Origin of the sequence: Chondromyces apiculatus DSM 436 (assembly GCF_000601485.1) — a bacterium.
Classification (GTDB): Bacteria; Myxococcota_A; Polyangia; order Polyangiales; family Polyangiaceae; genus Chondromyces; species Chondromyces apiculatus.
Map to the genome: position 1 here is coordinate 1 of NZ_ASRX01000046.1, position 24,769 is coordinate 24,769.

A 24,769-nucleotide genomic window follows, 5' to 3' on the forward strand; every position below is an offset into this window, starting at 1 on the left:
GGGGGGGAGGTGAGGGGGGGAGGTGAGGGGGGGCCTTAAGCTCGACGGGATGGGTGACCTCAGCGACAAGACGGTCGCCGTTCTCGGTGCCACGGGCGCTCAGGGGTCGGCGGTGGTGGATGCTCTGCTTCCACGGGGCGCCACGGTGAGGGCCCTCGTGCGCGATGAGGCCAGCGAGGGGGCGAGGAGGCTGGCGGCGCGGGGGGTGCGCCTGGTGCGCGGGGCTCTGGACGATGCGGCGGCGCTGGAGGCGCTGTTCGAGGGGGCGGATGGGGCATTCACGGTGCTCTTGCCGGGCAATGCGGAGGATCCCGGGCGGGAGATGCGGTGGGGCGCGACGGTGATGGGGGCGGCGGAGCGCGCGGGGGTGGGGCACGTGGTGCACTCTTCGGTCTCGGCGACAGGGTGGCGTGAGCGATTGCCGCAGCAGGCGGGGACGTTCGCGAAGGCGGCGGGGTACTGGGATGGCAAGGAGTGGGTCGAGGGCAGGCTGCGTGCGTCGACGATTGCCGTGGGCACGACTCTCAAGCCGGCCTACTTCATGGAGAACTTTCTGCCGCCGCGCGTTTCGGGGTGGAGACCACCCGGTTCGCGGCCTGGGCGGCGCGGCACTTCGGAGGCGGAGGGGGAAGGGAGCGGTCGCTGAATCCCCGTTCCACGAAGAGAGCGGGGTAGCGACCATCGGGAGCGTAGGGGCCGAGAGGCCCCTGATCCAGGGTACGCAGTACTCAGAGGATGGTGTCGAGCCAGGCGTCGATCTGGGACCAGCCAGTTTCGTTGGTGAGGTGGAAGTTGAAGTCGTGGCCGGTGTCGCGGAGGACTTCGACGGTGACGCTGGCCGCGGAGGTGTAATAGGCAGGCTCCTGGGGGGCGAGGCTGGCAGGGGCGTAGTCGTCGTACTGGCCGAGCTGGATGAGGACGGGGGCGGTGATGTTGTGGGCGCCCATGGTGACGGGATCGGCGAGGAGGGGGAGGCCGCTGGTGATTTCACCGCGGGGGACGAAGTCGCGGATCTGGCCATTGTCCCAGGCAATGATGTCAGGGTCGGCGCTGGGGGCGTAGTAGAAGTACTGGGCGCGGTGCTCGGGCTTCACGAAGCCGTAGGGGGCGCTGAGCATGTCGGCGAACATCTCGTCGGGGAAGGGGATGGTGTGGGGGGTGAGGGCCTGGCCGGTGACGATGAGGGCGTCGGCATTGTTGTGTTTGCCCTCGGCGACGATGGAGGTGATGCTGCCGAGGGAATGGCCTACCAGGGCGATCTGGGTGAAGCGGTGGGCGAAGGGGTTGTGGGTGGTGCGCATGGCGTCGAGGATCTGGTCGAGGTTGGAGACGGCGACGCCGATGTCGATGAGGTCGCCGTCGGGGCGGTCGCTGCGGCCAGCGCCGAGCTTGTCGATGGCGAGGACAGCGTAGCCAGCGTCGGCCATGTAGCGGGCGTAGGAGTAATCGTGGCCGTTGAGGGTGGGGGCGTCCCAGTAGGCATGGTTGTAGGTGGAGCCGTGGACGACGACCTGGAGGGGCTTCTGGCCAAGGCCATTGCGGTAATAGAGGAAGGCTTTGAGCTGCTGGGGCTGGCCGTGGAAGTCGACGGTGAATTCGGCTTCGTCGACGTGCATCATGCCGATGACAGGGCCGCTGGCGAGGGCAGGGGCGGCGGTGAGCGCCGAGGCGGCGGCGAGGGTGAGGGTGGCGGCGAGCATTGCGGGCTTGTTCATGGGGGCTCCTCCGAGAGAGCGCCAAGGGATTGCAGCGCTCCGGGATGGGGCGCTGGCCGGTTCGGGGAAGAGGGCATCGCAATGGGCGTACCGGAGGGGGACGTGGGGAGGGCGCGGGGAGAGCGTGAGGGGGACGCGGGGGGAGAGAGATGGGATCGGGGGAGGATTGCGCGAGGAGAGAGGGTGGGGGGCGGGGGATTGACTGGGTGAAGGGAGAGGGTGGAGGCGGGGGATTGCGCGAGCGGAGAGGGCGGGGGCGTGCGGGTCGCGCGGGCGGTGCTCAAGTTGCGCCAAGGCGGCGCGGTGGATGAGGGGGGCGGGGATGGGGGAGGGGAGAGGAAGAGGGAGAGAGCGGGCGGGGAGTCTTGGAACAGGAAAAGTTGCGTGAGCGGTTGACCGGGTGGGATCACGTAACCTAAGAAGGTGCGTGAGAGGTGAGGCGTGGGCTTCGCCTGCTGAAAGCCGAGGTTTGTCCGTGAGCGAACGAGCGCAGAATCATCCGTCGAGCGACACGTCCCGGTGGAATGTGATGGCGGTGAGCTACGAGCGGTGGGCAGAGCCGTTGACGGTGCACTTCGCGCGGGAGGCGCTGGGGCTGGCGGGGTGTCGGGCAGGGGAGCGGGTGCTCGATGTGGCGGCCGGGACGGGGGCGCTGGCGGTGGCGGCGGCCGAGGCGGGGGCGCTGGTGCTGGCGACCGATTTCTCGCCAGGGATGGTGGGGCGGTTGAAGGAGCGGCTGGCAGGGTTCGGGGGGTGCGAGGCGCGGGTGATGGATGGGCAGGCGCTGGAGGTGGAGGACGGGCGCTTCGATGCGAGCTTTTCGATGTTCGGGGTGATGATGTTTCCGGACTTCGAGCGGGGGCTTTCGGAGCTGGTGCGGGCGACGCGGGGCGGGGGGCAGGTGGTGGTGGGGGCATGGGTGGGGCAAGAGGGGGCAGGGCCGTCGCCGCTGCTGGGGCAGGCGCTCCGGAAGGTGTTTCCGGAGACGCCGCCGTCACCGCCGACGCCAGGAGGGATGGCAGTGCTGGGTACGGCAGCGGGGATGGAGGCAGCGCTGAGGAAGGCAGGGTGCACGGAGGTGGTGGTGCACGCGGTCGAGAGCACGTGGGGGGGGGCGTCGGTGGAGGGGGTGATGGGGGATGTCGAGGAGATGCTGGGGGTGATGCCGCAATTCGCGGGGCTGGATGGGGAGGGGCAGGGGCGGGTGAAGGGGGCGTTCCGGGAGCTGATTGCGCCATACGTGGGGGAGGATGGGGCGGTGCGGTTGCCGGTGCAGGCGAATGTGGGGGTGGGGCGGAAGGCAGGCTGAATGAGTGGCATTCAGAGGGCAGCATGGAGGGAGGATGGTTCGGCCTGGGTGCCAAGCTAACGAGGGGGGCGAGGTGCCATTACGGTGGGACGTCCGCGGTGATGGCGTGGACGCGGAAGAGGTAGGAGATGCGCGTTCACAACCGAGAGGGCTGAGGTTCAACAACGAGCATGGAGTCGCGTTGTTGATTGCTGCAGGAGAGTGGAAGGGGCCGGACTTTAGGCGTCAGGGCCGTACGGCCACCTGTACAGCGATTCATCCTCTTCCCCTTCATCGTCCTCGTCGCGTGGCTTTACCGGTTTCTTCACGCGCGGCTTACCCAGGTCGACGTATGGTGGTGCGAAGGTATAGAGCGCGACGCCCTCGTTGGATGTCTCCTGGTACTTTCCAGCGAGCGTCTGAGCGTCGGTCTTGTAGGAGAGTCTCATCTTCTTCAGATCAGCCGTGGTGACGAGCTGTCTGGCTACACGCAAGACGTCTTTCTCGTCCTCGAAGCACTCGGTATAGACGCAGATGATGTGCTGAACGGTGTCCCCTCGATTCGGGTAGAGCCTGTGCGTGGAGACCTTCGCATCAGAACCCAGGAGTCCAGCCCGTACGTCGGTGACTACGCGCGTCCAGACACGCTCAATCCAGGGGCAGTGGATCCGGAGGAGCCATTTGCCACTCTTCTGGAGGTCTCGCTCGACGTGCGGTTTCCGCCGAACCCGGACGCACGGACCTGTCCGGGCATCATCGCAGGGATTCTTCCGCATGGATCGGTCAACGGTCGGCGTGTGCGTTGGATTCCCGAGCGGCTCCGCCTTCGGGTGGCCTTCCCCGCAGGTTGTGTGCAGCGCTATGGCCCGCCCTGCGCGACGCTGGCTGCAGTCCGGCATCAGCCGATGAACGTGATCGGTATGTTCGGGCGCGGCATGTCATGCAGTGAGCCGCGGCCAGGACGCTGCTGTCCGTGATTGGAACGCCTGTGCATGCCGGGGCGCTGGCGCCAAACGTTGCTGGGTGAGGGGCCCACGGTGCGCGAGGGCGACCGGTCTCCGCCGTCTCGAGTATCCAGCGGCTGCGTGACGAACAGGTGCGCCGTGGATCGCACCCGCGTCGGGCGCGATGGGCATGGTGCAGGCGATGGTCAGCAGGCAACCGCACGTCCGAGGACTGGCCTGCTGGTCGAAGGTCCGACGCGCTGGTTCGACACTCTCTGTCGCGAGGCTCGACCGCGCGGTGTCGCGGGAGCTGCTGGAGCCACCTTCGGGACTTGAACCCGAGACCTACGGTTTACGAAACCGTTGCTCTACCACTGAGCTAAGGTGGCATGCTCCTTGAGGGAGCGGGCGGCAGACTAGCCGGTCAGGCAGATCTGTCAAGCCTATCGAGGAGCGGCGGGGACGATCGGGGGGGAGCGGAGCGGGGCGGGGCCAGGGGGCGGGGGTCGTTGGCCAGGAAGACGAGCGGAGGCCTGGTTCAGCGCTTGTCGGTGAAGCTGCCGGTCTGGAAGGGGCGGCGTTTGCCCTTGGGCCAGGAGATCTTGAGGAAGCGGTCGCCGTCGTCGGTCGAGAGTCGGGCGCGGAGGTCGGTGCCCTCGACGTAGGGGGTGAGGAGCTTGATGACGCCCGCCTCGGCAGAGGCTCTGGTCTGGGTGGCGTGGCGGCCCTTCTCGACGTCGATGGCGGTGAGCTTGGTCTTGCCTTCGCACTGGAGCCAGAACCAGGGCTCGAGGAGCTTGGTCTTGCAGCCGAGGGCGTCGGAGCCGGTGACGAGGGCTTCCTTCTGCGCGGTCCAGGCCTCGTCGGCAGGGGGTGGGGCGAGATCGGGGAGGTCGGGCACGCCCTTGGCGTCCTCGGTGGCCTGGGCCTGGTCGGCTTCGGCGCGGGCCTTGTCTTCGAGGGCTTTCCTGGCGTCGGCGTCGGCCTTGGTTCTGGCTTCGAGGGTGTCGCAGCGGGAGGTGTCGGTGCGGTCTTCGAGGGTGGGCCAGGGGCCGCCGTTCCAGAGGCGGTCGGCGAGGCTCTGGGCGGTGGCGGGGAGCTCGAGGGTGAAGGATTCGTTGCGGGTCCAGTCGGGGTGATCGGCGGGGCGGTAGATGAAGGAGGGCTTGGCCTTGGTGCCAGGGCGGAGGGAGACGATCACGGCGTCGGCTGCTCCGCTGGTCGTGGCGGCTTCGATTTCTTCAGGGGTGGCCATGCTGCCTCCGCCAGGAAGGGCGCGGTCGTAGCTGCCGAGGCTCTTGCCGTTCATGCGGGCGCCACTCATGGGGCACCAGAGCATCATCCACTCGCGGACTTCGATCATCTTGCAGGCGTAGATGGTGTCGCCGTCGTCGTGGCCCTCGTAGCCAAGGGTGGCGATGGGGGCGCGGCACCACTCGATGGGGGTGGGGCGCGCGGAGCGGGTGATGTTCGCGGCAGGAGGTGAGGCGGCGGCGGCACTCGATGCCGCGGGAGCGGCGGAGGAGGCGGAGGTCGGTGGTGAGGAGGGGGCGGCAGAAGGGAGGAGCGCGGAGGGCTGGGGCGCTGCGGTGATCGCGGAGGAGGCGGGTGGGGCAGGCTTCGGGTCGTCGCGGGTGCAGGACGCGAGGAGGGTGAGGGTGAGGGTGAGGGGGGTGAGGGTGAGGGGGGTGAGCAGTAACGAGGCGGCGGTGCGGGGGATGGTGGGGGAAGGCATGCGCGGCATTGTCGGGTGGGCGATCCGGCGTTGTCGAGGGGGAGCGGGGGGCTGATCAAGCCGTGGTGGGCGCATGGGTCGGGGGTGGTGGGGCAGGGGATGGGGTGCATGATGGGGAGGGAGGCGTGCGGGGATGAGCGGGTCCATCGAGCTGGCGGAGGAGGGGTGGCGCGAGGAGGGACGTGAGGGGGAGGGGAGCGGGGAGGAGGGGATGCGCGCGGAGGAGAAGGGCGAGGGAGGGGCGATCGAGGAAGGGATCGAGGAGGTCGAGGCGAGGATGCGCGCGGAGGAGGGGATGCGCGCGGAGGAGGGGAGGGGGGAGGCGTCCGTGCGGGTGCGCTTTGCGGCGGGGATCGTGGCGCTCGCGGCGGAGGCGTCGGTGGTCCGTTTGCCGGAGGATGCGATCGTGCGCTGGAGGGCGACGGCGAGGCGTCCGGAGGGGGAGGTGGTCGGGGTTGCGCAGCTCGTGCCCGGGGACTGTGTGGGGGTCGATCTGGGAGGGATGTGGGAGCAGGGGGTCGCGCTCGGGGTGACGGTGCGGCCGACGGGGGAGGGGCGCTGGGTCGTGGATGGGGACGTGCGGGACTACGGGGCCGTGGAGGAGGCGGAGCACGAGCACGGGGCGCTGGTGCGGGGGGAGGCGGTCGCGGTTGCGCCGCCGCGGGAGGATGGGCTTGCGCTCGGGGATCCGGTGACGCGCGAGGAGCTGGCGCGGGTGCTGCGCTGCGGGGTGGAGGAGGTGGAGGCGCAGGTGGCGGGGATGGCGCGGGCGACGTACCTGCGGTTCGTGGCGCGGGCGCTCGCGGGGCGCGCGGACATGGCCACGGCGGATGCGGAGGAGAGGCGCTGAGGGGATGCAGAGGGGGAGATCAGGGGACGCGGGCGAGGAAGGTGATGAGGGCCGCGGCGAGGGCTTCGGGCTGTGACCAGTGCATCATGTGGCCGGCGTCGGGGAGGTCGACGTGCTCGGAGGTCTGGAGGCAGGCGAAGCGCTCGGTTTCCTCGGCAGGGCGCCAGCCAGAGGGGCCGCCGGTGACGAGGAGGGTGGGGCAGGTGATGTTGCGCAGGAAGGCGGAGAAGGCGAGGCCGGAGAAGGGGGTGGGGGCGGTGGTGCGGTGGAGGGGGTCCCAGGTCCAGCGGTAGGTGCCGGTGTCGTCGCGGCGGGTGAGCTGGGTGGCGCGGACTTCGAGGACGTCGCGGGGGATGCGGGGGTGGAAGGCGGTGAGGCGCTTGATGGCTTCGTCGAGGGAGGCCATGGGGCGAGGGGTGCGGTCGCAGCGCTGGAGGTCGCGGAGCCAGCGCTCCATGCGGGGGACGGCGAGCTCGGGGTCGTTGTGGGTAGGGCCGATGCCTTCGAGGAGGGCGAGGCGGTGGACGCGCTGGGGGAACGTGCCGGTGTAGTAGGCGGCGATGGCGCCGCCCATGGAGTGCGCGACGATGCAGAGGCGCTCGGGGGCGAGGAGGTCGACGAGCGCGGCGACGTCGGCCACGTAGTCGGGGAAGTGGTAGTAGCCGCCAGCGCCGATCCAGCCGCTCTCGCCGAAGCCGCGGAGGTCGGGGAGGATGACGTGGTGGCCCGCGGCGGCGAGCGGTGTGGCGATGCGATCCCAGGTCGCGCCCGCGTCGAGGAAGCCGTGCAGGAGGAGGACGGTGAGGCCGGTGGGGGGCGCGGTGTCGTCGCGGAGGCGACGGACGAACAGGCGGATGCCGTTGACGTCGTGGTGATCGGAGGTGGCGCGCACGCGAGGTACGTACCAGCGCGCGCCAGGGGGAGCGAGCCGCTACTTGGGAGGTGCGGCAGGCGCGGGAGCCGGGGGCGTCGCGCCAGCAGGAGGTGCGGCAGGCGCGCCGTTCGCGGGGGGCGCGGCAGGATCGGTGGGCGCTGCGGGAGCTGCTCCTCCCGGGGTCGGGGCGGCGGAGTCGGGCGGCGCTGCGCCGGTGAGCGCGGCGGCGTCCTTCAGCACCTGGGTCGCGTGCACGCCAGGGTCGACGTCGGGGTAGACCTTGGCGACCTTGCCGTCGGGATCGATGAGGAAGGTGACGCGCTTGGCGACGCCGAGGCTCATGGGGACGCCGAAGGCGGCGATCCATGTCTGGTCCGGGTCCGATAGGATGGAGAACGGGAGCTTGTTCTCGCGGGCGAACGCTTCGTGCGACTCGCGGCTGTCGGTGGAGACGCCGAACACGACCACGTTCGAGGTCTTGTACTTGTCCCACACGTCACGGAAGGCGCACGCCTCCTCGGTGCAGCCAGGGGTACCGTCCTTCGGGTAGAAGTAGACCACCACGGCGCGTCCGCGCTGATCCGAGAGGCGCTGCAAGGCGCCATTCTGATCGGGAGCAAACAGGTCTGGCGCCGGTGAGCCGACGGGCAAGAGCCCTTCGCCACCATCGGGACGTTGCTGCGCAGAGCTGCATCCGGTCGCGACAACGAGTGCCGGTACGGAGGTGGTCAGAAGCAGAGCCAGGGGGATCCAAAGCCGTCGAGCCATCGGCGGCCCACACTAGCACAGAGAACCTGGGATTTTGTGGAGCGTGCGGGGGCTCGTTGGAACATGGCTTCCGGCCTGGGGGCCGTCCGGGTCGCCCCCCGCGTCCGGTCCGATGGTTTCCGATCAGGAGGCGCCTTCTGCTACCGTGCCGCGCGGAATGGCGATGGCGGCACACGGCAACGGAAGCGGCAACGGCGCGGGCCCCGTCCCCCGGGCAGAGGGGGGGGCCAGGGCGGGGGGAGCCTTGGAAGGGGGGGCTATGGCGGGGGGGGCTATGGCGAGGGGGGCCAGGTCAGGGCAGTACCCGGATTTCTCGGCGCCCGCCGTGGACCGGGTGATGGTGGAGGAGCGCGCGGCAGCCCTCGGGAAGCGGAGCCTGAAGAAGGAGGCCAAGGTCGCGGGGCTGAAGCTGGCCATCTCCATGATGGACCTGACGACCCTGGAAGGCCGGGACTCGTCGGGGAAAGTGCTCCAGCTCTGTCAGAAGGCCATGCGGCCCCACGAGCGGGCGGATGTGCCAGCCTGTGCGGCCGTGTGCGTCTATCCGACGCTGGTGCCGGTGGCGAAGAAGGCGCTGGCAGGGTCCGGGGTGAAGGTGGCGAGCGTGGCGACGGCATTCCCGAGCGGGCTGTCGCCGCTCTCGGTGAAGCTCGCGGACGTGCGGGAGGCGGTGGCGCTCGGCGCGGACGAGATCGACATGGTGATCGATCGGGGGGCGATGCTGGCCGGGAAGCACGGGTCGGTTTTCGACGAGATCGTGGCGGTCAAGGAGGCCTGCGGGGAGGCGCACCTCAAGGTGATCCTGGAGACGGGGGAGCTCGGGACTTACGACCGGGTACGGAAGGCGAGCCAGATCGCGATGCTGGCTGGCGCGGACTTCATCAAGACCTCGACGGGGAAGGTGACGCCCGCGGCGACGCCAGCGGTGACGCTGGTGATGCTGGAGGCGATCCGCGACTTCTACTACGCGACGGGGAAGCGCATCGGGATGAAGCCGGCAGGGGGGATTCGCACGGCGAAGCAGGCCCTTCACTACCTGGTGCTGGTGAAGGAGACGCTCGGCGATGCCTGGCTCAACGCCGATCTGTTCCGCTTCGGGGCCTCGACGCTGCTGAACGACGTGCTGATGCAGCTCGAGAAGGAGCGAACCGGCGCGTACCAGGGCGGCGATTACTTCAGCAAGGACTGAGCGATGAGCGACGACAGCAGCACGGCGAAGGCCGCAGCTTCCGGTGAGGGGAGCGCGCGCGGCCGCGGGACGGCGGGGAGCGGGAGCGAGGGGGGGCGGGAGCACGGCGCACAGGTCGCTGTGACGGCAGGCGGCGGGAGTGCGGTGAGCGCGGGAAGCAGCGGGGACCCGGCGCGGGCGGCGGCGCTCGCGTTCGGCGATGCGTGGACGTACGCGCCGTCGGTTGAGGCGCGCGATCATGTCAAGCTCGCGTCGCGCTACGAGCTGTTCGTGGGCGGGCGCTGGGTGGCGCCGTCGTCGGGGCGGTACTTCGAGACGCTGAACCCCGCGACGGAGGAGAAGCTCGCCGAGGTGGCGGAGGCGAGCGAGAAGGACGTGGACCTGGCGGTGCAGGCGGCGCGGTCGGCGTACGAGCGCTACTGGTCGAAGCTGCGTCCTCTCGATCGGGGCAAGTACATCTACCGCATCGCGCGGGCGCTGCAGGAGAAGGCGCGCGAGTTCGCGATCGTGGAGTCGCTGGATGGGGGGAAGCCCATCAAGGAGTCGCGCGACATCGATCTGCCGCTCGCGATCGCGCACTTCTTCTACTACGCGGGGTGGGCGGACAAGCTGGCGTACGCTTTCCCGGGGCAGAACCCGCGGGCGCTCGGGGTGGCGGGTCAGATCATTCCCTGGAACTTCCCGCTGCTGATGGCGGCGTGGAAGCTCGCGCCGGCGCTGGCGACGGGCAACACATGCGTGCTGAAGCCGGCGGAGACGACGCCGCTCACGTCGCTGTTGCTGGCGAAGGTCATCGAGGAGGCAGATCTGCCGCCCGGGGTGGTGAACATCGTCACCGGGGCGGGGGCGACGGGCGCGGCGCTGGCGCAGCACCAGGGCGTCGACAAGGTGGCGTTCACGGGGTCGACCGAGGTGGGCAAGCGCATCCAGCGGCAGCTCGCCGGGACGGGCAAGAAGCTCACGCTGGAGCTGGGCGGCAAGGCGGCGAACATCGTCTTCGAGGACGCGCCGCTCGATCAGGCGGTGGAGGGGATCATCGCGGGGATCTTCTTCAACCAGGGGCACGTGTGCTGCGCGGGGTCGCGCTTGCTCGTGGAGGAGGGGATCCACGAGGCGCTGGTGCGGAAGCTCCGGGACCGGATGGCGACGATGCGGGTCGGTGATCCGCTCGACAAGAACACGGATGTGGGCGCCATCAACTCGCGGGCGCAGCTCGATCGGATCGAGGAGCTGGTGGCGGCGGGGGAGCGCGAGGGGGCGACGCGCTACACGCTGGGCTGTCCGCTGCCGCAGCGCGGGTACTGGTTCGCGCCGACGTTCTTCACGGGGGTGTCGCAGTCGCACCGCATCGCGCGGGAGGAGATCTTCGGGCCGGTGCTGTCGGTGATGACCTTCCGTACGCCGGACGAGGCGATCGAGAAGGCGAACAACACGATGTACGGTCTGTCGGCAGGCGTGTGGACCGACAAGGGGGCGCGGAGCTTCTGGGTGGCACAGCGTCTGCGGGCAGGGGTGGTCTGGGCCAACACCTTCAACAAGTTCGATCCCAGCTCGCCGTTCGGTGGATACAAGGAGAGCGGCTTCGGCCGCGAGGGCGGGCGCCAAGGGCTGCTCGCATACCTCGAGGTGGAGTGATGGCGCGCGGGAGCAAGCAGGACGCAGGGCGGGGCGCACCGCAGGCTGCGGGCGAGGGCGAGGCGGCGGCGGGTGAGGCTTCGGCCTCGCAGGAGGGCGGCTTCGCGCAGCCGGCGCGGGTCGGCATTCGCAAGGCGTACAAGATGTTCGTCGGGGGCGCGTTCGTGCGCTCCGAGTCAGGGCGGTACACGCAGGTGCCGGAGCACGCAGGTGTGGCAGGCGAGAACCGGGAGAACGTGCCACGCGCGTCGCGCAAGGATGGGCGCGATGCGGTGAAGGTCGCGCACGAGGCGTGGGCAGGATGGGCCGGGCGGACGGCGCAGAACCGGGGGCAGATTCTGTACCGGCTCGGGGAGATGCTCGACGCGCGGCGGGGGGAGCTTTCGGGCTCGCTGGAGCGCGGTGGGGTTGCTGCAGGGGCGGCGCAGGCGGAGGTGGACGCGACGGTGGATCGGGCCATCGCGTACGCGGGGTGGACCGACAAGTACCAGAGCCTCTTCGCGAGCCTGAACCCGGTGGCTGGGCCTCACTTCAACTTCACGTCGCCGGAGTCGCTGGGGGTGGTGGTGATCGTGGCGCCGGAGCGGCCGGCGCTGCTCGGGCTGGCGGGCGCGATCCTGCCGGTGATCACGGCAGGCAATACCTGCGTGGTGCTCGCGAGCACGGCGGATCCGCGGACGGCGATCACGTTCGCCGAGGCGCTGGCGACGAGCGATCTGCCGGGAGGGGTGGTGAACATCCTCACCGGGAGCGTGGCCGAGGTGCTGCCGCACCTGGCGCGGCACGTGGAAGTGGCGGCGCTCGATCTGCACGGGCTGGAGCCGGCGCTCCGGAAGAGCGTGGAGGAGGATGCGTCCGGGAGCGTGAAGCGCGTGCACGCGCGGAAGCTCTCGGAGGAGGGGTGGTTCGACGCGGCAGCCACCGAGTCTCCGCGATGGATCGAGCGCTTCGTGGAGCTGAAGACGATCTGGCACCCCGCGGGTCAGTAGCGACGAGGGGACGGCTGCAGGGCTGAGGTGCGTCGCCTCGGGGAACGGGCAGCGTCCCCGGGGGCGGGTCTCAGCTTCCGAGGACCTGGCCCTCCCGGAGTGAGCGGCCAGCGACCAGCTCGGTGGCGCCGAGCGCTTTTCTTCCTTCCATCTGTGCGCGCACGATCGCGATCTCTCCGGAGGCGCACGCGACGCGCAGGCTGAAGCGATCGGCAGCGGTGACCGTGCCTGGAGCGGCTTCGGAGCCCGTTTCGTGCGCGACCTGGGTCGAGAGGATCTTGAGGAGCTTGCCGTCGACGGTGGTGAAGGCGCCTGGCCACGAGGTCATCCCGCGGACGTGGTTGTGGACCTCGCGCGCGGGGCGCTGCCAGATGATCCTGCCGTCTTCCTTGGTGAGGATGCGCGCGGCTGTTGCCTGCGCGTGATCCTGGGGCGTGGCCGTGATCTCTCCGCGCATGGCGCGCGGGACGTCCTCGCGCACCACCTCGGCCGCGAGCTGGGCGAGACGTACGGCGAGTTCGTCGGCGGTCTCGTCGGGGCCGAGGGGGATGCGGTGGACGGTGTAGACGGGGCCGGTGTCCATGCCTTCGTCCATCTGCATGAGCGAGATGCCCGTCTCGGGTACGCCGTGGGTCACGGCCCAGGTGATGGGGGCGGCGCCGCGGTAGTGGGGGAGGATGGAGGCGTGCAGGTTGAGGCAGCCGCGGCGCGGTGCTTCGAGGACACCGCGGGGGAGGATGCGGCCGTAGGCGATGACCAGGCCGATGTCGGCGTCACGCTCACGGAGCCACGCGGCGAAGTCAGGGGTGCGGACCTTCTCGGGCTGGAGGACGGTGAGCCCCAGCTCCTCCGCGCGTCGCTTCACGGGCGGTGGTTTGCGTTCGAGGCCACGGCCAGCAGGCCGATCGGGCTGGCAGACGACGCCCACCACGTCGGCGATCTGGACCAGCGCTTCGAGCGAAGGGACGGCGATCTCGGGAGTACCAAAGAAGACGGCGCGCACGGGGCGAGGTGTAGCAGACCTCGGGCCCAGAAGGCGCGCTCAGGGCAGCTTTTCGGAGTGCGCTCGGGTGTCCGCGCGCGGTGGCGTGCAGCAGCGGAAGCCGGTCTCGTAGAAGGCGAACTTCGGCTCGTGGGCGTCGTTGGTGCCGCGGCAGCCGGTCCATGGTTTGGCCCAGAACCCGCCCATCAGCGCGCCCGTCCAGCGGCGTCGTTTGCGGCTCGCTACCCACTCCTCGACGTTGCCCATGAGGTCGTAGACCCCGAACGAGGACACGCAGCCGTGGTACGCGCCGCTCAGCGCTCCCTGCCAGAGGCGCGCGAGTTCCGCCTCGGCCTGGTCGCCGCCAGAGGCGAGCTTCTCGGCGTTGAACTGGCGCCACCCCTTGCCGCTGTTGCACACGTTGCGGTCGGCCTTCCAGCCGTAGACCCAGGGGCGATGCTCGGGGCCCTCGCACGCGAGCTCCCACTCCTGCTCGGTGCAGACGCGCTTGCCACGCTCCGCGCACCAGCTCTCGGCGTCGTGGAAGGAGCGCATCACGAACGGCTTCGCTCCTCTGCGGTTCGGCGCTTCGAACTGGTCCATGCAGACGGCGATCTCGGTGCGTGACCCCTCCTCGGCGGTGAGCCCTTCCCAGTACTCGAAGCAGTGGGTGTCCCGGCTGCCGGGGCGCGGGTCCGTGCAGAGGTGCTGGACCTCGTCGAAGTGCGCACCCGTCACGAGGCGCATGTCCTCGGGGCAGGCCGAGGAAGGTCCCGGATCGAGGGAGGGGGCAGCGGGCACGGTGAGCAAAGCGATGGACAGCGCGCCGAGGCAGAGGAGGGGGTCGAGCATGCGTCTCGTTCGGTCTGGCGCCATGAATGGCGAGGACAGTCCCGGAGGCAACTGGCCGAGGGGGCGGTGGCCTTCGGGGAAGGCAGTATCCTACTCCGGCGAGCCCTGAGGGTGTCTCATGGCTGGAGGTGGAGACAGGCGGCCAGGGGGGCCCACCGGAGGGACTCTGGCGCCTCCACGATGTGTTGTTCGACCCTGGAGGCGCACGCATCGGGCCATGAACGTCGGGCTCCTGAGGGATGACGGGAAAAAATCGCGCGCCCTGTGGCATGCGGGATGCGTCATGTCTATGGTGAGTCACCGCGGGTTCCCGGTGCTACCCGCCTGGGATGAGCAGACCTCGCTTTTCGAAGCAGCCTGACTTCATCTCTCATCCGGAGCGCGCGCCGGACCCATCGCGCCGGTCAGGTGTCCACGAGGAGATCACCAATGTCCGAGAAGAAAAACCAGCCGCCGCGCTCCGAAGAGGAGGTCACCTTCGGTGATGAGCTGCCGGTCCTGCCCATCCGGAATGCAGTTCTCTTCCCAGGAGCTGTCGCTCCGTTCGACGTAGGTCGGGAGAAGTCCGTCGCGCTCGTCGAGGACGTCGACAACCTCCCTGGGCCGATCATCGCCATCTTCGCCCAGCGCGATCCGTCGACGGACGACCCCGGTGCGGAAGACCTCTACCCCGTCGGTTGTGCGGCGCGGGTGCTGAAGGCGCTCAAACACAGCTCCGGCAACTACTCGCTGATCTTGCAGGGGCTGACCCGTATCCGGCTGGACAGTGTGCTCGCCACGGCGCCGTACATGCGCGCGAAGATTCGTCGCATGGAGGAGCCCGCGACCGAGGACGTGGAGGCCGAGGCGCTGGCGATGAGCCTGCGCGACATCGCCAAGCAGGTCATCCAGCTCATGCCAGAGCTGCCGCGCGAGGCAGGCTCTCTCATTGATTCCATCCAGGCGCCTGGCGCGCTCGCCGATCTGGTGGCGGCCAACCTGGACGCTCCGGTCGAGGAGAAGGCCCAGCTCATCGAGACCATCGACGTGAAGGAGCGCATCCGCAAGGTGCTCCGCCTGCTGACGCGCCAGCTCGAGATCCTGAAGATGCGCGAGCGCATCAACTCCCAGATCAAGGAGGAGATGGGCAAGAACCAGCGCGAGTACGTGCTCCGGCAGCAGCTCAAGGCCATCAAGGAGGAGCTGGGGGAGGACGACGGCGATCAGGGCGATCTCGACGGGCTGGAAGATCGCATCTCCAAGGCGAACCTCCCCACCGAGGCGGAGACCGTCGCGAAGAAGCAGCTCAAGCGGCTGCGCACGATGCAGGTCGGGTCGGCCGAGTACACGGTGGTGCGGACCTACCTCGACTGGATCCTGGACGTCCCCTGGACGCAGTCGACGCCCGACAACCTGGACATCCCCAGCGTGCGCAAGGTGCTGGACGAGGACCACTACGGTCTTGAGAAGGTCAAGAAGCGCATCCTCGAGTACCTCGCCGTCCGCAAGCTGAAGCAGGACAAGAAGGGACCGATCCTGTGCCTGCTCGGACCTCCGGGTGTCGGCAAGACTTCGCTCGGGCGGAGCATCGCGCGCGCTCTCGGGCGGAAGTTCCACCGGGTCTCCCTCGGCGGCGTGCACGACGAGGCGGCCATCCGCGGCCACCGGCGCACCTACGTGGGCGCGCTGCCGGGCCAGATCATCCAGGGCATGAAGAAGTCGGGGATGATCAACCCGGTCTTCATGATGGATGAGGTCGACAAGATCGGGCACGACTTCCGCGGCGATCCCTCGGCGGCACTGCTGGAGGTGCTCGACCCGGAGCAGAACAACACGTTCGCGGATCACTACCTGGAGATCCCGTACGACCTGTCGAACGTGATGTTCGTGGCGACAGCGAACGTGGCCGATCCGATCCCGCCGCCTCTCCGCGACCGCATGGAGATCCTGGAGATCCCCGGGTACACGCGGCGCGAGAAGCTCGCCATCGCCAGGCAGCACCTGCTGCCGAAGCAGCTCTCGGAGCACGGGCTGACCGCCGAGCAGCTCGAGATCACCGACCGCGCGCTGGAGGAGATCATCGATCACTACACGCGCGAGGCAGGTGTCCGTTCGCTGGAGCGGCAGGTGGCCTCGGTCATCCGTGGGGTGGCGGTGAAGGTGGCCGAGGGCGATACGCAGCGGCGCCGCGTCGACAACGAGGACGATCTTCACGAGTTCCTCGGGGCGGCCAAGTACACGAGCGAGGTCGCAGAGCGCACCGCCGAGAGCGGCGTGGCGACGGGCCTGGCGTGGACCAGCGTCGGCGGAGAGATCCTCTTCATCGAGGCGACGCGGATGTACGGCACCGGGAAGCTGCAGCTCACGGGGCAGCTCGGTGACGTCATGAAGGAGTCCGCTCAGGCGGCGCTGTCGTTCGTCCGGAGCAACGCCTCGCGGTACGGGATCCCCAAGGACTTCCTCGAGAAGAGCGATCTGCACATCCACATCCCCGCGGGTGCGATGCCCAAGGATGGTCCGAGCGCTGGCGTGACGATCTTCACGGCGCTGGTCTCGCTGCTCACCGGCGTGACGGTGCGGCCCGACGTGGCGATGACCGGGGAGATCACGCTCCGCGGTCGGGTGCTGCCCATCGGCGGGCTCAAGGAGAAGGTGCTCGCGGCCCACCGCGCGGGCATCAAGCGGATCATCGTGCCCGAGCGCAACCGCGCCGACCTCGAGGAGGTTCCCAAGGAGGTCGTCGACGAGCTGCAGTTCTTCTTCGTGAGCCGCATGGAGCAGGTGCTCGAAGCGGCTCTCGACCGCATGCCGGAGCCGTCACCCGTGACCGAAGAGGTCAAGGAGGGCGACAAGAAGGACGGGGAAAAGGCAGCCGAGAAGAGCCCGATGGCGAGCAACTGACGCCACAGGCAGCCGCACTATCGCAGGGCGGGATGGGCGCACGACGCTCTCCCGCCCTGTGTGTTTTGTCGCGCCGCGCGTGCTGTGTCCACAGGTCGTGCCGCGCGTATCGTGAGCCCTTGTGGCTGAGGGGTCTGCCCCGCTAGCCTCACTCTGCGATGGCGATGCGGCCGTGTCCCAACTGTGCGTGGATGCTCAAGGATACGGACAGCGCGTGCTCCATGTGCGGCGCTGCAGTCCCTGGAGCTGCAGCACCCCCGCCCGCTCCTGCCGCAGCCGCAGGGGCTTACGCGCCACCAGGGCCGCCTGGGTTCGCGTCGGGTGGGGTCACTCCACCCCCGATGGGCGGTTATGGCGGCGGGACGCCGCCTCCCATGCAGCCTGGATTTTCGTCGGGGGGTGCGGGGTATCCTCCGCCTCAGGGCGGGGGCTACGGGGCAGCGCCTCAGCCCGCCGGGCCTGGTCCCGCGTTCACTTCGGCGGGGCAGGAAGCTTTCGCGGTGTCCCCGTGGGCCCGTGAAGTGCCGGCCGCGCCTCAGGCGGCTCCAGCGCCCGGGGTCGCCCTGGCGGCGCCCACGGCCGCTGGGACGCCTGCCATGGCGGCGCCCATCGGGGGCATGGGCATGAATCCGATGGTGCAGAACGCGCCTGCGCCAGGGGCACCGAGCATGGGGGCCCCGCAGACGCCGATGTTCGGCGCTCCACCCGTGCCGATGTCTCCGGGAGGGGGAGGGGGGCCCGCCATGCCTCCGCCGATGGTCACCGGAGGTGTCGTGGGGGGGCCGTCGGTGAGGCCTCCGCCGATGGGCGGTCTGGCACCCCCGCCGGTGGTGCCGCAAGGAGGGGGCATGGCGCCGCCGGGGATGGTGTCGCCACCCGGGATGGTGGCCATGCCAGGGGCCGTGGCGCCGCCGGGGATGATGTCGCCGCCTGGGATGATGTCGCCGCCTGGGATGATGTCGCCGCCTGGGATGGTGTCGCCGCCGGGAGCGGTGGGGCCCCCGCCGATGGTGCCTGGTGCCGTGGCAGGGCCGCCGATGGTGAGCAGCGCTGCTGTTGCCGCGGGCTCGCGCGTCCTCGTGGGTTTTCTGGTGACGTTCCAGAACGATCCCGGGGGCAGCTTCTGGCCGGTCTACAGCGGGCGTACCCAGTTGGGGCGCGCTGCTGCCGATGGGGGGCCAGACATTGCGCTCCCTGACGCGAGCGCGTCTTCGAGGCATGCGTCGATCCACGCTGACCCGGCGACCGGGCAAGCGTTCATCGAGGATGATGGGTCGCGGAACGGGACGTTTCTGAACGAGCAGCGGCTCTCGCCCGGCGATCGTCGTCAGGTGCGCGACAACGATCGCCTGCGGCTGGGGAGCACGACGTTTGTGGTGAAGCTGCTGGTGTCGTGAGGCGCGGGGGGGCGGGGGATCAGGGGTCGGGGTCGGGGTCGGGATCGGGGTCGGTCGCCGGCTCCGGTTTCTTGCAGCGCTTGAAGCCGCTCGTGGGATCATCCAAGCACTGCACGCCTTCGGAGGTGTCGCAGTCGTCGTCCGTTTCGCAGATCATGCCAGTGTCGCACCGCGGGCACGCGCGCGCGACGGGTGGGGCGCCGGGCTGGTTGTTCGGGGATTCACCCACGAATGGGCCGCCGCAGTCGAGGTCGGTCTCATAGTAGTTCTTCATCCCGTCGAAGCAGGGATCCTGGAACGGGATCGTGCAGTTGACATACTGGATGACCGTCGGCTCGGCGCCCTGGAGTTCACCTTCGTAAGGAGGGTAGGTGAGGCGGAGCCGGATCCAGCCTTCGTACGGTTTGATGTCCTCGATCCAGGGCGGTGCCGTCCCTCCCGCGTCGGAGTCAATCTCCGCGTGCGGCAGGAGCTGGTCGTAACCGTCGCACTTGACCGACTCGAAGCGGTTGAACCGGTACTGCTGTCCATCGGGGCAGGTGGTGAGGTAGATGTCCCGCCCTTCCTCGGTCGTGACCGAGAACTCGCCTCCAACGACGGCGTTCGGGTCTTTGCCCACCCCGCTCAGGCTGGTTTCCCCACTGAAGGCGTCCTTGCAGACAGGCGGGTCGTCGCTCGGATCTTCGGTGCAGGGATAGAACTTGAGGGAGAAGTTGAAGGCGCTGGTGATGGTCATCGAGGAGCAGGGCTCGTTGCGCGCGTCGAGCCGGGTCACCTGGAGGCCCTGCAGCGGGAACTCGGTCAACGCAGGGGCGGTGTCGAACCGCACCTGACCCGTCACCTCGCCCGTGTCGGGGTGCGTGAGCACGCAGGTGTCGAGCGTGTTGCGAGTGACGAAGCGTCCGCGGGGAGGGCTGAACTCTTCGTCGGCAGCAGAGGCATCGTCGTAGACCGCGCCACAGCGGGTGCGGACATCATCGAAGAGCGTGCGGTAGCAACCCTGGGGATCCCTCAGCCATCCGCAGATGTCGCTGAGATCGTTGCTCGAGCTGCAGCCGGGGGTGAGCACGGCGGCGGCCGCAAGGGTGAGCGGCAGGGCGGTAGTGGCAAGCAAGAGCGGACGACGGCGCATGGCGCGAGTCTACGCAAAGTCGTCCCTTCCTGGCCACAATCCGGGTGACGACGCGCTGCTCAGAACTGGAGGTAGGGGCCCGGCACCACGTAGGTGTCGTCGTTGCCGGCGTAGGTGAATACCCCCCAGCAGACCAGCTTGTACTTGATCGCGAACGCCAGCGCCTCGTCCAGGTCGGCCTTGGGCGCGAGCACCGCCAGGTTGGAGCGACGCACGCCCCACCAGCCCGGGCCGTGGAGCAGCAGGGAATCGTGAAGGTCGCGCGAGGCCGCCTCTCCGTTGTCGAGCACGGCCAGGCGCAGGCGTACGAAGCGCCGACCCGAGTCCTTGGAGTCGTTGGAGGCGGGGAAGTCGAACCAGTAGAGGTTTCCGCGGGCCTTTTTGGGCTGAACGCTCGCGCCGACACCCTCCAGAAAACGGGCAAGATCGTCTGGCGCGAGGGGCTGCGTCATGACGTGGGTCTCGATGCCCTTGCAGACGTCGGGCTTGATCTTGAACTGGCTGAGGGCCACCGACGGATCGGCTTCGTTTTCGGGGGTGAGGAGGTTCTGCCCCACCTCTCCCACGGGGAGGTTGTCGGGATAGTCCACCCCGGCGTCGATCCCGCTGCACCCCGCCGCTGCAACCGCAAGTGGAAGCGCCACCAGCGCCGTGAGCAGGTTGCGGTGTGTATGAAAAGCTACATGGTTCACGCGCTGCGACGGAGGGGCCGAAGGATGGCTGGTGCTGGGCATCGGGTTCATCAGGGTGGGGGGCCGCGGGGGCTTGGCAATGGAGCGCGCTCCGAACTGCCGGTGCCGCTCCGGAGAGGATACGCTCTCATCGCGGCCAAGGGATCATCCAACGTGGCGCACCCCGAGGGCAAACTCCTCGGGGGTCGCAGGCTCGGGAAGGATGCCGAGGTCGACCCGACCAGGGATCGCGCGGGCGCGATACCCCTGTCTGTCGCGAACATTTGGCTAGGCCAACCCCCCTGACCTAAAGTCACCGATGATGAAGCTCCCCGGCACGTCGATGCCCATGCGCTGCGCCGCCCGCCTCCTCTGTGCCGTGCCTGTCGCGCTGACCGTCGCGGCGGCCACCGGCTGCGGCGGGGCGCCCACCGCGCCCAAGCAAGACGAGGTGTTCTACCTGCACGGCGCCGGGATCATCGATCGCAACTTCAGCTACGAGACGTACTTCCCGCCCCTCGATCGCGCGCTCACGGAGCGCACGCCGCGCATGGTCGGCGTCGGGGTGCTCGACGGAGATGTGCGGCTGAGCAGGCCGATCGATTGGTACGTGCGTTCGGCGGACTACTCGCCGCAGAGCCGCTTCATCTCCTACCAGTCTCCACGGCAGTTCCTGTTCTCGATCTTCGAGCGCATCGATGATCCGCAGGACCCCTGGCCTGACCTGCTCCGTCGCTACGAGAAGGACCTGACCACGCAGGGGGCGCAGATCATCTCGGGTCGTACGCCCATCTCGACCGCCAATGCGCAGGGGCGCAGCTACTTCGTCAGGACGAAGGTCGCCGCGAAGCCGCCGTACGAGGCGTTCGCGCACGAGATCTTGGTGCGCAGCCACCACCGCATTCTGCTGGTGCAGGTCGTGCACCAGCAGAACATCGATGCGAGCGTCGACGAGATGATGTCGGCGCTCGGGAGCATGATCGTCTACTGACGAGAGGCTGCATCGGCGCTCTGTCGCTCCTCGGCGCTGGGGCGGCAGGCGAGGCGGCAGCGCATCCGAGAGCGCGTGCTCACATCGGCGGGGGCTCGCCGATGTCGTCGTCTTCTTCGTCTTCTCCACCTTCGGTGCGGCGCATCTGCTTGCCTTCGAGAGGCACGCTGATCTTGAACTGCTGGCCCACCGATCCTCCGAGCCAGGTGGTGCGCTTCAACGTGGAGGCGCGCTGAGAGCCGAGCTGATAGCGCGGGGCGTCCTCCGTTTTCACGTGGATCTCGAGCATCACGTCGTGGATGCCGGGGGTGAAGGTATCGATGACGCCCCGCAGGAGAGGCTGACGGCTCCCACCAGGCAGGAGCGAGAGGTAGTCGTCGTAGCCGACGGGGCCGATGATGATGTTGAAGCGCCCGGACCCGTCATACACGTACCGGCCGATGGTGAGGCTCTGTCCGAGCTGATGGTTCTGTACGCCGAGCTTGTTGCGGTTTGGCTTCTCGATCAGGGTCCACTGGCCGACGAACTGCTCGATCTGGATCCCCATCTCGCCGAACAGGTCCGTGAGGACGACCTCCAGACCCCGCGCAGAGCGCGACTTCGAGGCGAGGATCGGGGCGTAGCGAAGGAAGAGAAACCGATCGATCGGGGTCTGTCCTTGCCTGAAGCCGTCGACGCCCACGGAGCAGAACATGCGGCTCGTGAACGCGTCCGCGCCGCCCTTTCGGTACGTCACCGGGAGCCGGTATTTCGCCCAGGTGCGGTAGAACAGGGCGATGAGTCGGTGATGGAGGACGTCGAGCAGATCGCGTACTGGCTGCGGACCGCCCTGGTAATCACCGAGGGCGATGTCCTCGGCGAAGTACGTGGGCAGCGGTGACACGACGCCATGAAGGCCGAGGAACGTCACGCCGACGCGCGCTCGCTCGATGTCGTCTCCGTACTTGACCAGATCCAGCTCGGAGACGTCGCTCGAGGCAAACGTGAGCGAAGGGTCGCTGCGAAGCCGGATCTTCTCGGCGTGCGCAGGTCCCTCGCGCCCGACGGGAGGGGCAGCGGGGAACATGCGTTCGAGCAGGTAGATGAGGCGGAAGAACGACGAACGTCTAGCTTCCGCTCTGAGCCGCTCGAACGTGTTCAGATCAAGGTCAGGCTTCCGCTCTTCGGTTCCCATCGATACACCACGCGCGTGTTGGTTCCGGTAACCGTGAGCTGGGTGAACGAGTTGAGCGACACGTACGACGCGAGCATCTCGTTGATGATGCTCGCGAACAGGTACATGTCACCTTCACCCACGAATCCACCTTCGTCGAGTTCGAGGTCCGCCGCGACACCGCGCACCGGAGCACCTCGGTAGAGACGGTCGGTGGGGCGGACGCGGATCGACTTCATCGCCGCGAGCCGTAGCTGGTTGGCGCGCGCCGCCTGACGGTCGGTGACCGCCTGGAAATTGTAGAGATCCACCGTTGCACGGAGTACCTCGAGCTCCGCGATGGACCGGTAGCTCATGGCCATGTGCGCGAGGACCCTCCACTGCAGCTCGCGGCCTACTGGAGGCGGCAAGGGCGACGTGACGCCCGTCAGGTTGGTGAACGTCGCCACGGCGGGGGAGGTGGCGGTGGGAACGCGAAGATCACCTAGCTTGAGCTGCGATGGCAGCCTGCGGTTGGTGCAGGTCGCCTCGATGCTGATCACGTCGAACTCGGGGAGGGTGCCGGCGTCCTGGGGTGAGCCGAAGGACATGTAGATGTCGACGCCATCACCCACTGCCGCAGGTCGTAGGTGTGCCTGATAGAAGACCGCGCGCGATGCAGCGTCTTGATCGAGTTCGTGCTGGAAGTCGAAGAACGACGGGATCTCCACCCGCTGGCTGGTGCGCCGTGCGATGCCGACGACCTTGTCAACGCTGTAGATCTCGAACGCCTGGGGCGACGAGCCTGCTGGTCGGCACAGATATTCGTGCTTCGTGGACTCGGGTTTGATGGGGTCGCTGGTGTGATCGAAAAGGTTCACGACCGGCGCGCAGAAGAGCCGCAGGTTGTCCTTGGCCACGCGGGTCCCAGGGGGCAGACCGTCACGGAACTGCAGGAGAATTGCGAAGCGATCGGTGACGCGGTCGGGAGGCAGTGCTTCGAGGCCGGTGACGTCGAAGAAGGCGAATTTCTGCGGGAGGGTGAAGTACTCCTGAAGCAGTCGGAAGCCGGGATACACGGTCTTGGGATAAGGGATCAGCGCCTGCTCCTCCGTGAAGCCCACCATCTTGACGGACTTGGCAGGGAGCGTGGCGACGGTGGTGTCGCGTCCACTCGCATCCACCGCGGCGAGCGCGACGCTGTCGACGTGGGCGGCGATCCAGAGGCGCAGATCGTCCTGGAGGCGCCGCTCGCCGTGCAGGTAGAACCGGACTGAGCTGAGGGCGAGTGCGGGGAGCGCGACACCCCCAGTGACCTTGAGTTCGATGCGCAGCGTCTGCGCGAGCTGGGCACCCGTGTCGATGCGCACGTCCTCGACGGCGAGGGGCAGCAGCTCGACATCCTGCGTGGTGCGGAAGCGGCACGAGGTGCCATCCACGGGGACCGAGCCGACCTCTGCGCCGCGCGCGACGATGAGCCGCTCACGGACCACGTTCGGGAGCGGCGTGAACTCGACGATGGAGGTTGCCGGAAGCTGCCGAAGATAGTGGGGGAAGAGGAGCGCGGCGACCGAGTGGATGACTTCCGGCAGCTCGTCGTCGAGCTTCTGCCGGATCTTCCCCGTCAGGAACGCGACACCCTCAAGGAGTCGTTCAACATCCGGATCGCCGCCGCGCTCGGCGAGCATGGGCGCGATGCCCGGGTACGCGGCGGCAAATTCGCGGCCAATCTCGCGGAGATAGGTCAGCTCGTCCTGGTAGTATTTGTTGAACATCGGCTTGAGCCCGGGCCAGGTACGCTGGACGCCTAACCCATCTTGACGTTGCCACTGTGGTCCACCGAGGCTCCGAACCGGAGTTGCTGGCGGCGGCCATCAGGGAACTGAATCTGTGCCGTGATCTCGAATTCGAGGACCATTGATTGTGCAGCGTCGTTCCTCAGCTGTCGGACCTGCACATTCTTCAAGCGCGGCTCATACTGCTGGAGGCTGTTCTTTATGGAGCGCTGCAGCAGACCGATGGCGTCCGGAAACTCGTGCAGCACTTCCGAGACCTCCATGAGGCCGTAGTCCGGGCACGTGAGCGAGCTGCCCTGGCGCGTGTTCAGCATGTTCTTGAGATGCGCGGTGATCGCTGTCTCAAGGTCCTGATCGCGCCAGGTGTGGCGTTCGGTCGAATGGGGGTCTGCAGCGTGGATGATCCGGGTGAGGAGCGATGCGCCGGCCACGTTGAGAGCCTACTCGCTCTGCGCAGAGAGCGGAAGCCGAACAGCAGGGGCCCCGCCTGGCGCGTGCCGGTCGGCCGTCGTTCATGAGGCAACGCAGTCCGCGACGCACACGTGGATGGAGAAGGACTGCGTTGGACGGGCATCTGCCGGTTGGCCGTATCTTGCGGTCACAGAGAGCGGTCGTCGGAGTTCTGCTCTTTCGGTGCGCTGCGAAGAGTGACCCTCAGGAGCCGATTCTGAACCGTAAAATGCAAAACGGGCGGCCCTGAAGCCGCCCGTTTTACGGGTCATTCTGTTGACCTAGGCGTTCGATCAGACGTTCGGAGCAACCCAGCTGTCGGCCGCCATGATGCCGCCGTCGGTCCAGGTCCACTCGATCTTCTCGTACGTGAAGGCAACCTCCTCGTACTCGGCGAACTTCATGAGGTCCGGGTGCTTGTTGTTCGGCATCCGGAAGTTGATCGACGCGATGTTCGCGTTGGTGAGGCGCACGGTGTAGTGCTGCACCTCGGCGCCAG

23 protein-coding genes and 1 tRNA gene are annotated in these 24,769 nt (G+C 68.4%); 9 read left to right on the top strand and 15 right to left on the bottom strand.

The window, feature by feature from the left end; translation table 11 throughout:
* The first annotated feature begins 49 nt into the window (after nucleotides 1–49).
* Nucleotides 50–646, top strand: a complete 597-nt coding sequence (locus tag CAP_RS26450; RefSeq protein ID WP_156041160.1) for an NmrA family NAD(P)-binding protein — start codon at nucleotides 50–52, stop codon at nucleotides 644–646.
* An 82-nt stretch (nucleotides 647–728) separates the two neighbouring features.
* Here the strand turns inward: CAP_RS26450 and CAP_RS26455 are convergent, their stop codons facing one another.
* Nucleotides 729–1,715, bottom strand: coding sequence for an alpha/beta hydrolase (locus CAP_RS26455; RefSeq protein WP_044246005.1), 987 nt, complete (start codon nucleotides 1,713–1,715; stop codon nucleotides 729–731).
* A gap of 475 nt (nucleotides 1,716–2,190) precedes the next feature.
* Between CAP_RS26455 and CAP_RS52580 the strand changes: the two genes are divergently transcribed.
* The gene (locus CAP_RS52580; protein ID WP_197041360.1) at nucleotides 2,191–3,024 is read left to right on the top strand and encodes a class I SAM-dependent methyltransferase; all 834 of its coding nucleotides are present in this window, start codon (nucleotides 2,191–2,193) and stop codon (nucleotides 3,022–3,024) included.
* A 218-nt stretch (nucleotides 3,025–3,242) separates the two neighbouring features.
* Here the strand turns inward: CAP_RS52580 and CAP_RS48695 are convergent, their stop codons facing one another.
* The 3 genes from CAP_RS48695 to CAP_RS26475 all read right to left on the bottom strand — a co-directional run bounded on the left by CAP_RS48695 (nucleotide 3,243) and on the right by CAP_RS26475 (nucleotide 5,682).
* Nucleotides 3,243–3,779 carry a putative phosphothreonine lyase domain-containing protein gene (locus tag CAP_RS48695; RefSeq protein WP_197041361.1) on the bottom strand — a complete coding sequence of 179 codons (537 nt, stop codon included), beginning with the start codon at nucleotides 3,777–3,779 and terminating at the stop codon, nucleotides 3,243–3,245.
* A 482-nt stretch (nucleotides 3,780–4,261) separates the two neighbouring features.
* Nucleotides 4,262–4,336, bottom strand: a tRNA-Thr gene (locus CAP_RS26470).
* 149 nt (nucleotides 4,337–4,485) lie between these two features.
* Complete coding sequence (locus CAP_RS26475; RefSeq protein ID WP_156041161.1) at nucleotides 4,486–5,682, bottom strand: hypothetical protein; 1,197 nt, start codon at nucleotides 5,680–5,682, stop codon at nucleotides 4,486–4,488.
* 133 nt (nucleotides 5,683–5,815) lie between these two features.
* Here CAP_RS26475 and CAP_RS45580 point away from each other — a divergent pair, with 133 nt between their 5' ends.
* Entirely contained in the window at nucleotides 5,816–6,532 is a 717-nt protein-coding gene (locus tag CAP_RS45580) for a hypothetical protein (RefSeq protein ID WP_052375974.1), read from the top strand.
* 19 nt (nucleotides 6,533–6,551) lie between these two features.
* On the opposite strand, the gene CAP_RS26485 is transcribed toward CAP_RS45580, so the two are convergent.
* Together CAP_RS26485 and CAP_RS26490 are read right to left on the bottom strand one after the other, a co-directional pair.
* Entirely contained in the window at nucleotides 6,552–7,424 is an 873-nt protein-coding gene (locus CAP_RS26485; RefSeq protein WP_044246010.1) for an alpha/beta fold hydrolase, read from the bottom strand.
* A 39-nt stretch (nucleotides 7,425–7,463) separates the two neighbouring features.
* Nucleotides 7,464–8,174 (bottom strand): peroxiredoxin, encoded by a 711-nt coding sequence (locus tag CAP_RS26490; protein WP_081865279.1) that lies wholly within the window; start codon nucleotides 8,172–8,174, stop codon nucleotides 7,464–7,466.
* A 274-nt stretch (nucleotides 8,175–8,448) separates the two neighbouring features.
* Here CAP_RS26490 and deoC point away from each other — a divergent pair, with 274 nt between their 5' ends.
* From deoC to CAP_RS26505, 3 genes are read left to right on the top strand one after another with little or no spacing between them, the layout of a single operon-like run.
* A complete protein-coding gene (gene deoC / locus CAP_RS26495; RefSeq protein ID WP_044246012.1) occupies nucleotides 8,449–9,363 on the top strand; it encodes a deoxyribose-phosphate aldolase in 915 nt (304 codons plus the stop codon).
* A gap of 3 nt (nucleotides 9,364–9,366) precedes the next feature.
* Nucleotides 9,367–10,998 carry an aldehyde dehydrogenase family protein gene (locus CAP_RS26500; RefSeq protein WP_231511715.1) on the top strand — a complete coding sequence of 544 codons (1,632 nt, stop codon included), beginning with the start codon at nucleotides 9,367–9,369 and terminating at the stop codon, nucleotides 10,996–10,998.
* A complete protein-coding gene (locus tag CAP_RS26505; RefSeq protein ID WP_231511716.1) occupies nucleotides 10,998–11,987 on the top strand; it encodes an aldehyde dehydrogenase family protein in 990 nt (329 codons plus the stop codon). Before CAP_RS26500 ends, CAP_RS26505 begins: the two co-directional genes overlap by 1 nt.
* Before the next feature lie 70 nt (nucleotides 11,988–12,057).
* Here CAP_RS26505 and fmt read toward each other — a convergent pair whose 3' ends face one another.
* On the bottom strand, nucleotides 12,058–12,990 hold the full coding sequence (gene fmt / locus CAP_RS26510) for a methionyl-tRNA formyltransferase (protein WP_044246013.1): 933 nt from the start codon (nucleotides 12,988–12,990) through the stop codon (nucleotides 12,058–12,060).
* A gap of 39 nt (nucleotides 12,991–13,029) precedes the next feature.
* Nucleotides 13,030–13,821: an SUMF1/EgtB/PvdO family nonheme iron enzyme gene (locus CAP_RS26515; RefSeq protein WP_044246014.1), complete on the bottom strand. Its 792-nt coding sequence runs from the start codon at nucleotides 13,819–13,821 to the stop codon at nucleotides 13,030–13,032.
* A 429-nt stretch (nucleotides 13,822–14,250) separates the two neighbouring features.
* Here CAP_RS26515 and lon point away from each other — a divergent pair, with 429 nt between their 5' ends.
* Entirely contained in the window at nucleotides 14,251–16,701 is a 2,451-nt protein-coding gene (gene lon, locus CAP_RS26520; protein WP_044246015.1) for an endopeptidase La, read from the top strand.
* A gap of 535 nt (nucleotides 16,702–17,236) precedes the next feature.
* Here the strand turns inward: lon and CAP_RS55150 are convergent.
* On the bottom strand, nucleotides 17,237–17,593 hold the full coding sequence (locus CAP_RS55150) for a hypothetical protein (protein WP_044246018.1): 357 nt from the start codon (nucleotides 17,591–17,593) through the stop codon (nucleotides 17,237–17,239).
* A 61-nt stretch (nucleotides 17,594–17,654) separates the two neighbouring features.
* On the opposite strand from CAP_RS55150, the gene CAP_RS52590 reads away from it, so the two are divergent.
* Complete coding sequence (locus tag CAP_RS52590) at nucleotides 17,655–18,098, top strand: FHA domain-containing protein (RefSeq protein ID WP_197041363.1); 444 nt, start codon at nucleotides 17,655–17,657, stop codon at nucleotides 18,096–18,098.
* A 19-nt stretch (nucleotides 18,099–18,117) separates the two neighbouring features.
* Here the strand turns inward: CAP_RS52590 and CAP_RS26535 are convergent, their stop codons facing one another.
* On the bottom strand, nucleotides 18,118–19,230 hold the full coding sequence (locus tag CAP_RS26535; RefSeq protein WP_044246020.1) for a hypothetical protein: 1,113 nt from the start codon (nucleotides 19,228–19,230) through the stop codon (nucleotides 18,118–18,120).
* Nucleotides 19,231–19,289: 59 nt separating this feature from the next.
* Entirely contained in the window at nucleotides 19,290–19,922 is a 633-nt protein-coding gene (locus tag CAP_RS26540; RefSeq protein ID WP_231511717.1) for a hypothetical protein, read from the bottom strand.
* A gap of 298 nt (nucleotides 19,923–20,220) precedes the next feature.
* On the opposite strand from CAP_RS26540, the gene CAP_RS26545 reads away from it, so the two are divergent.
* Nucleotides 20,221–20,892: a hypothetical protein gene (locus CAP_RS26545; protein WP_052375979.1), complete on the top strand. Its 672-nt coding sequence runs from the start codon at nucleotides 20,221–20,223 to the stop codon at nucleotides 20,890–20,892.
* 79 nt (nucleotides 20,893–20,971) lie between these two features.
* Here the strand turns inward: CAP_RS26545 and tssG are convergent, their stop codons facing one another.
* The 4 genes from tssG to CAP_RS26565 all read right to left on the bottom strand — a co-directional run.
* Nucleotides 20,972–22,066: a type VI secretion system baseplate subunit TssG gene (tssG, locus tag CAP_RS26550; protein WP_044246025.1), complete on the bottom strand. Its 1,095-nt coding sequence runs from the start codon at nucleotides 22,064–22,066 to the stop codon at nucleotides 20,972–20,974.
* Nucleotides 22,030–23,799 carry a type VI secretion system baseplate subunit TssF gene (gene tssF, locus CAP_RS26555; protein ID WP_044246028.1) on the bottom strand — a complete coding sequence of 590 codons (1,770 nt, stop codon included), beginning with the start codon at nucleotides 23,797–23,799 and terminating at the stop codon, nucleotides 22,030–22,032. The genes tssG and tssF overlap by 37 nt, the downstream gene beginning before the upstream one ends.
* A gap of 32 nt (nucleotides 23,800–23,831) precedes the next feature.
* A complete protein-coding gene (tssE, locus tag CAP_RS26560) occupies nucleotides 23,832–24,251 on the bottom strand; it encodes a type VI secretion system baseplate subunit TssE (RefSeq protein WP_044246031.1) in 420 nt (139 codons plus the stop codon).
* Between the two features lie 312 nt (nucleotides 24,252–24,563).
* Nucleotides 24,564–24,769, bottom strand: a 206-nt coding sequence (locus CAP_RS26565) for a type VI secretion system tube protein Hcp (protein ID WP_044246033.1), incomplete at its 5' end; no start/stop codon positions are given.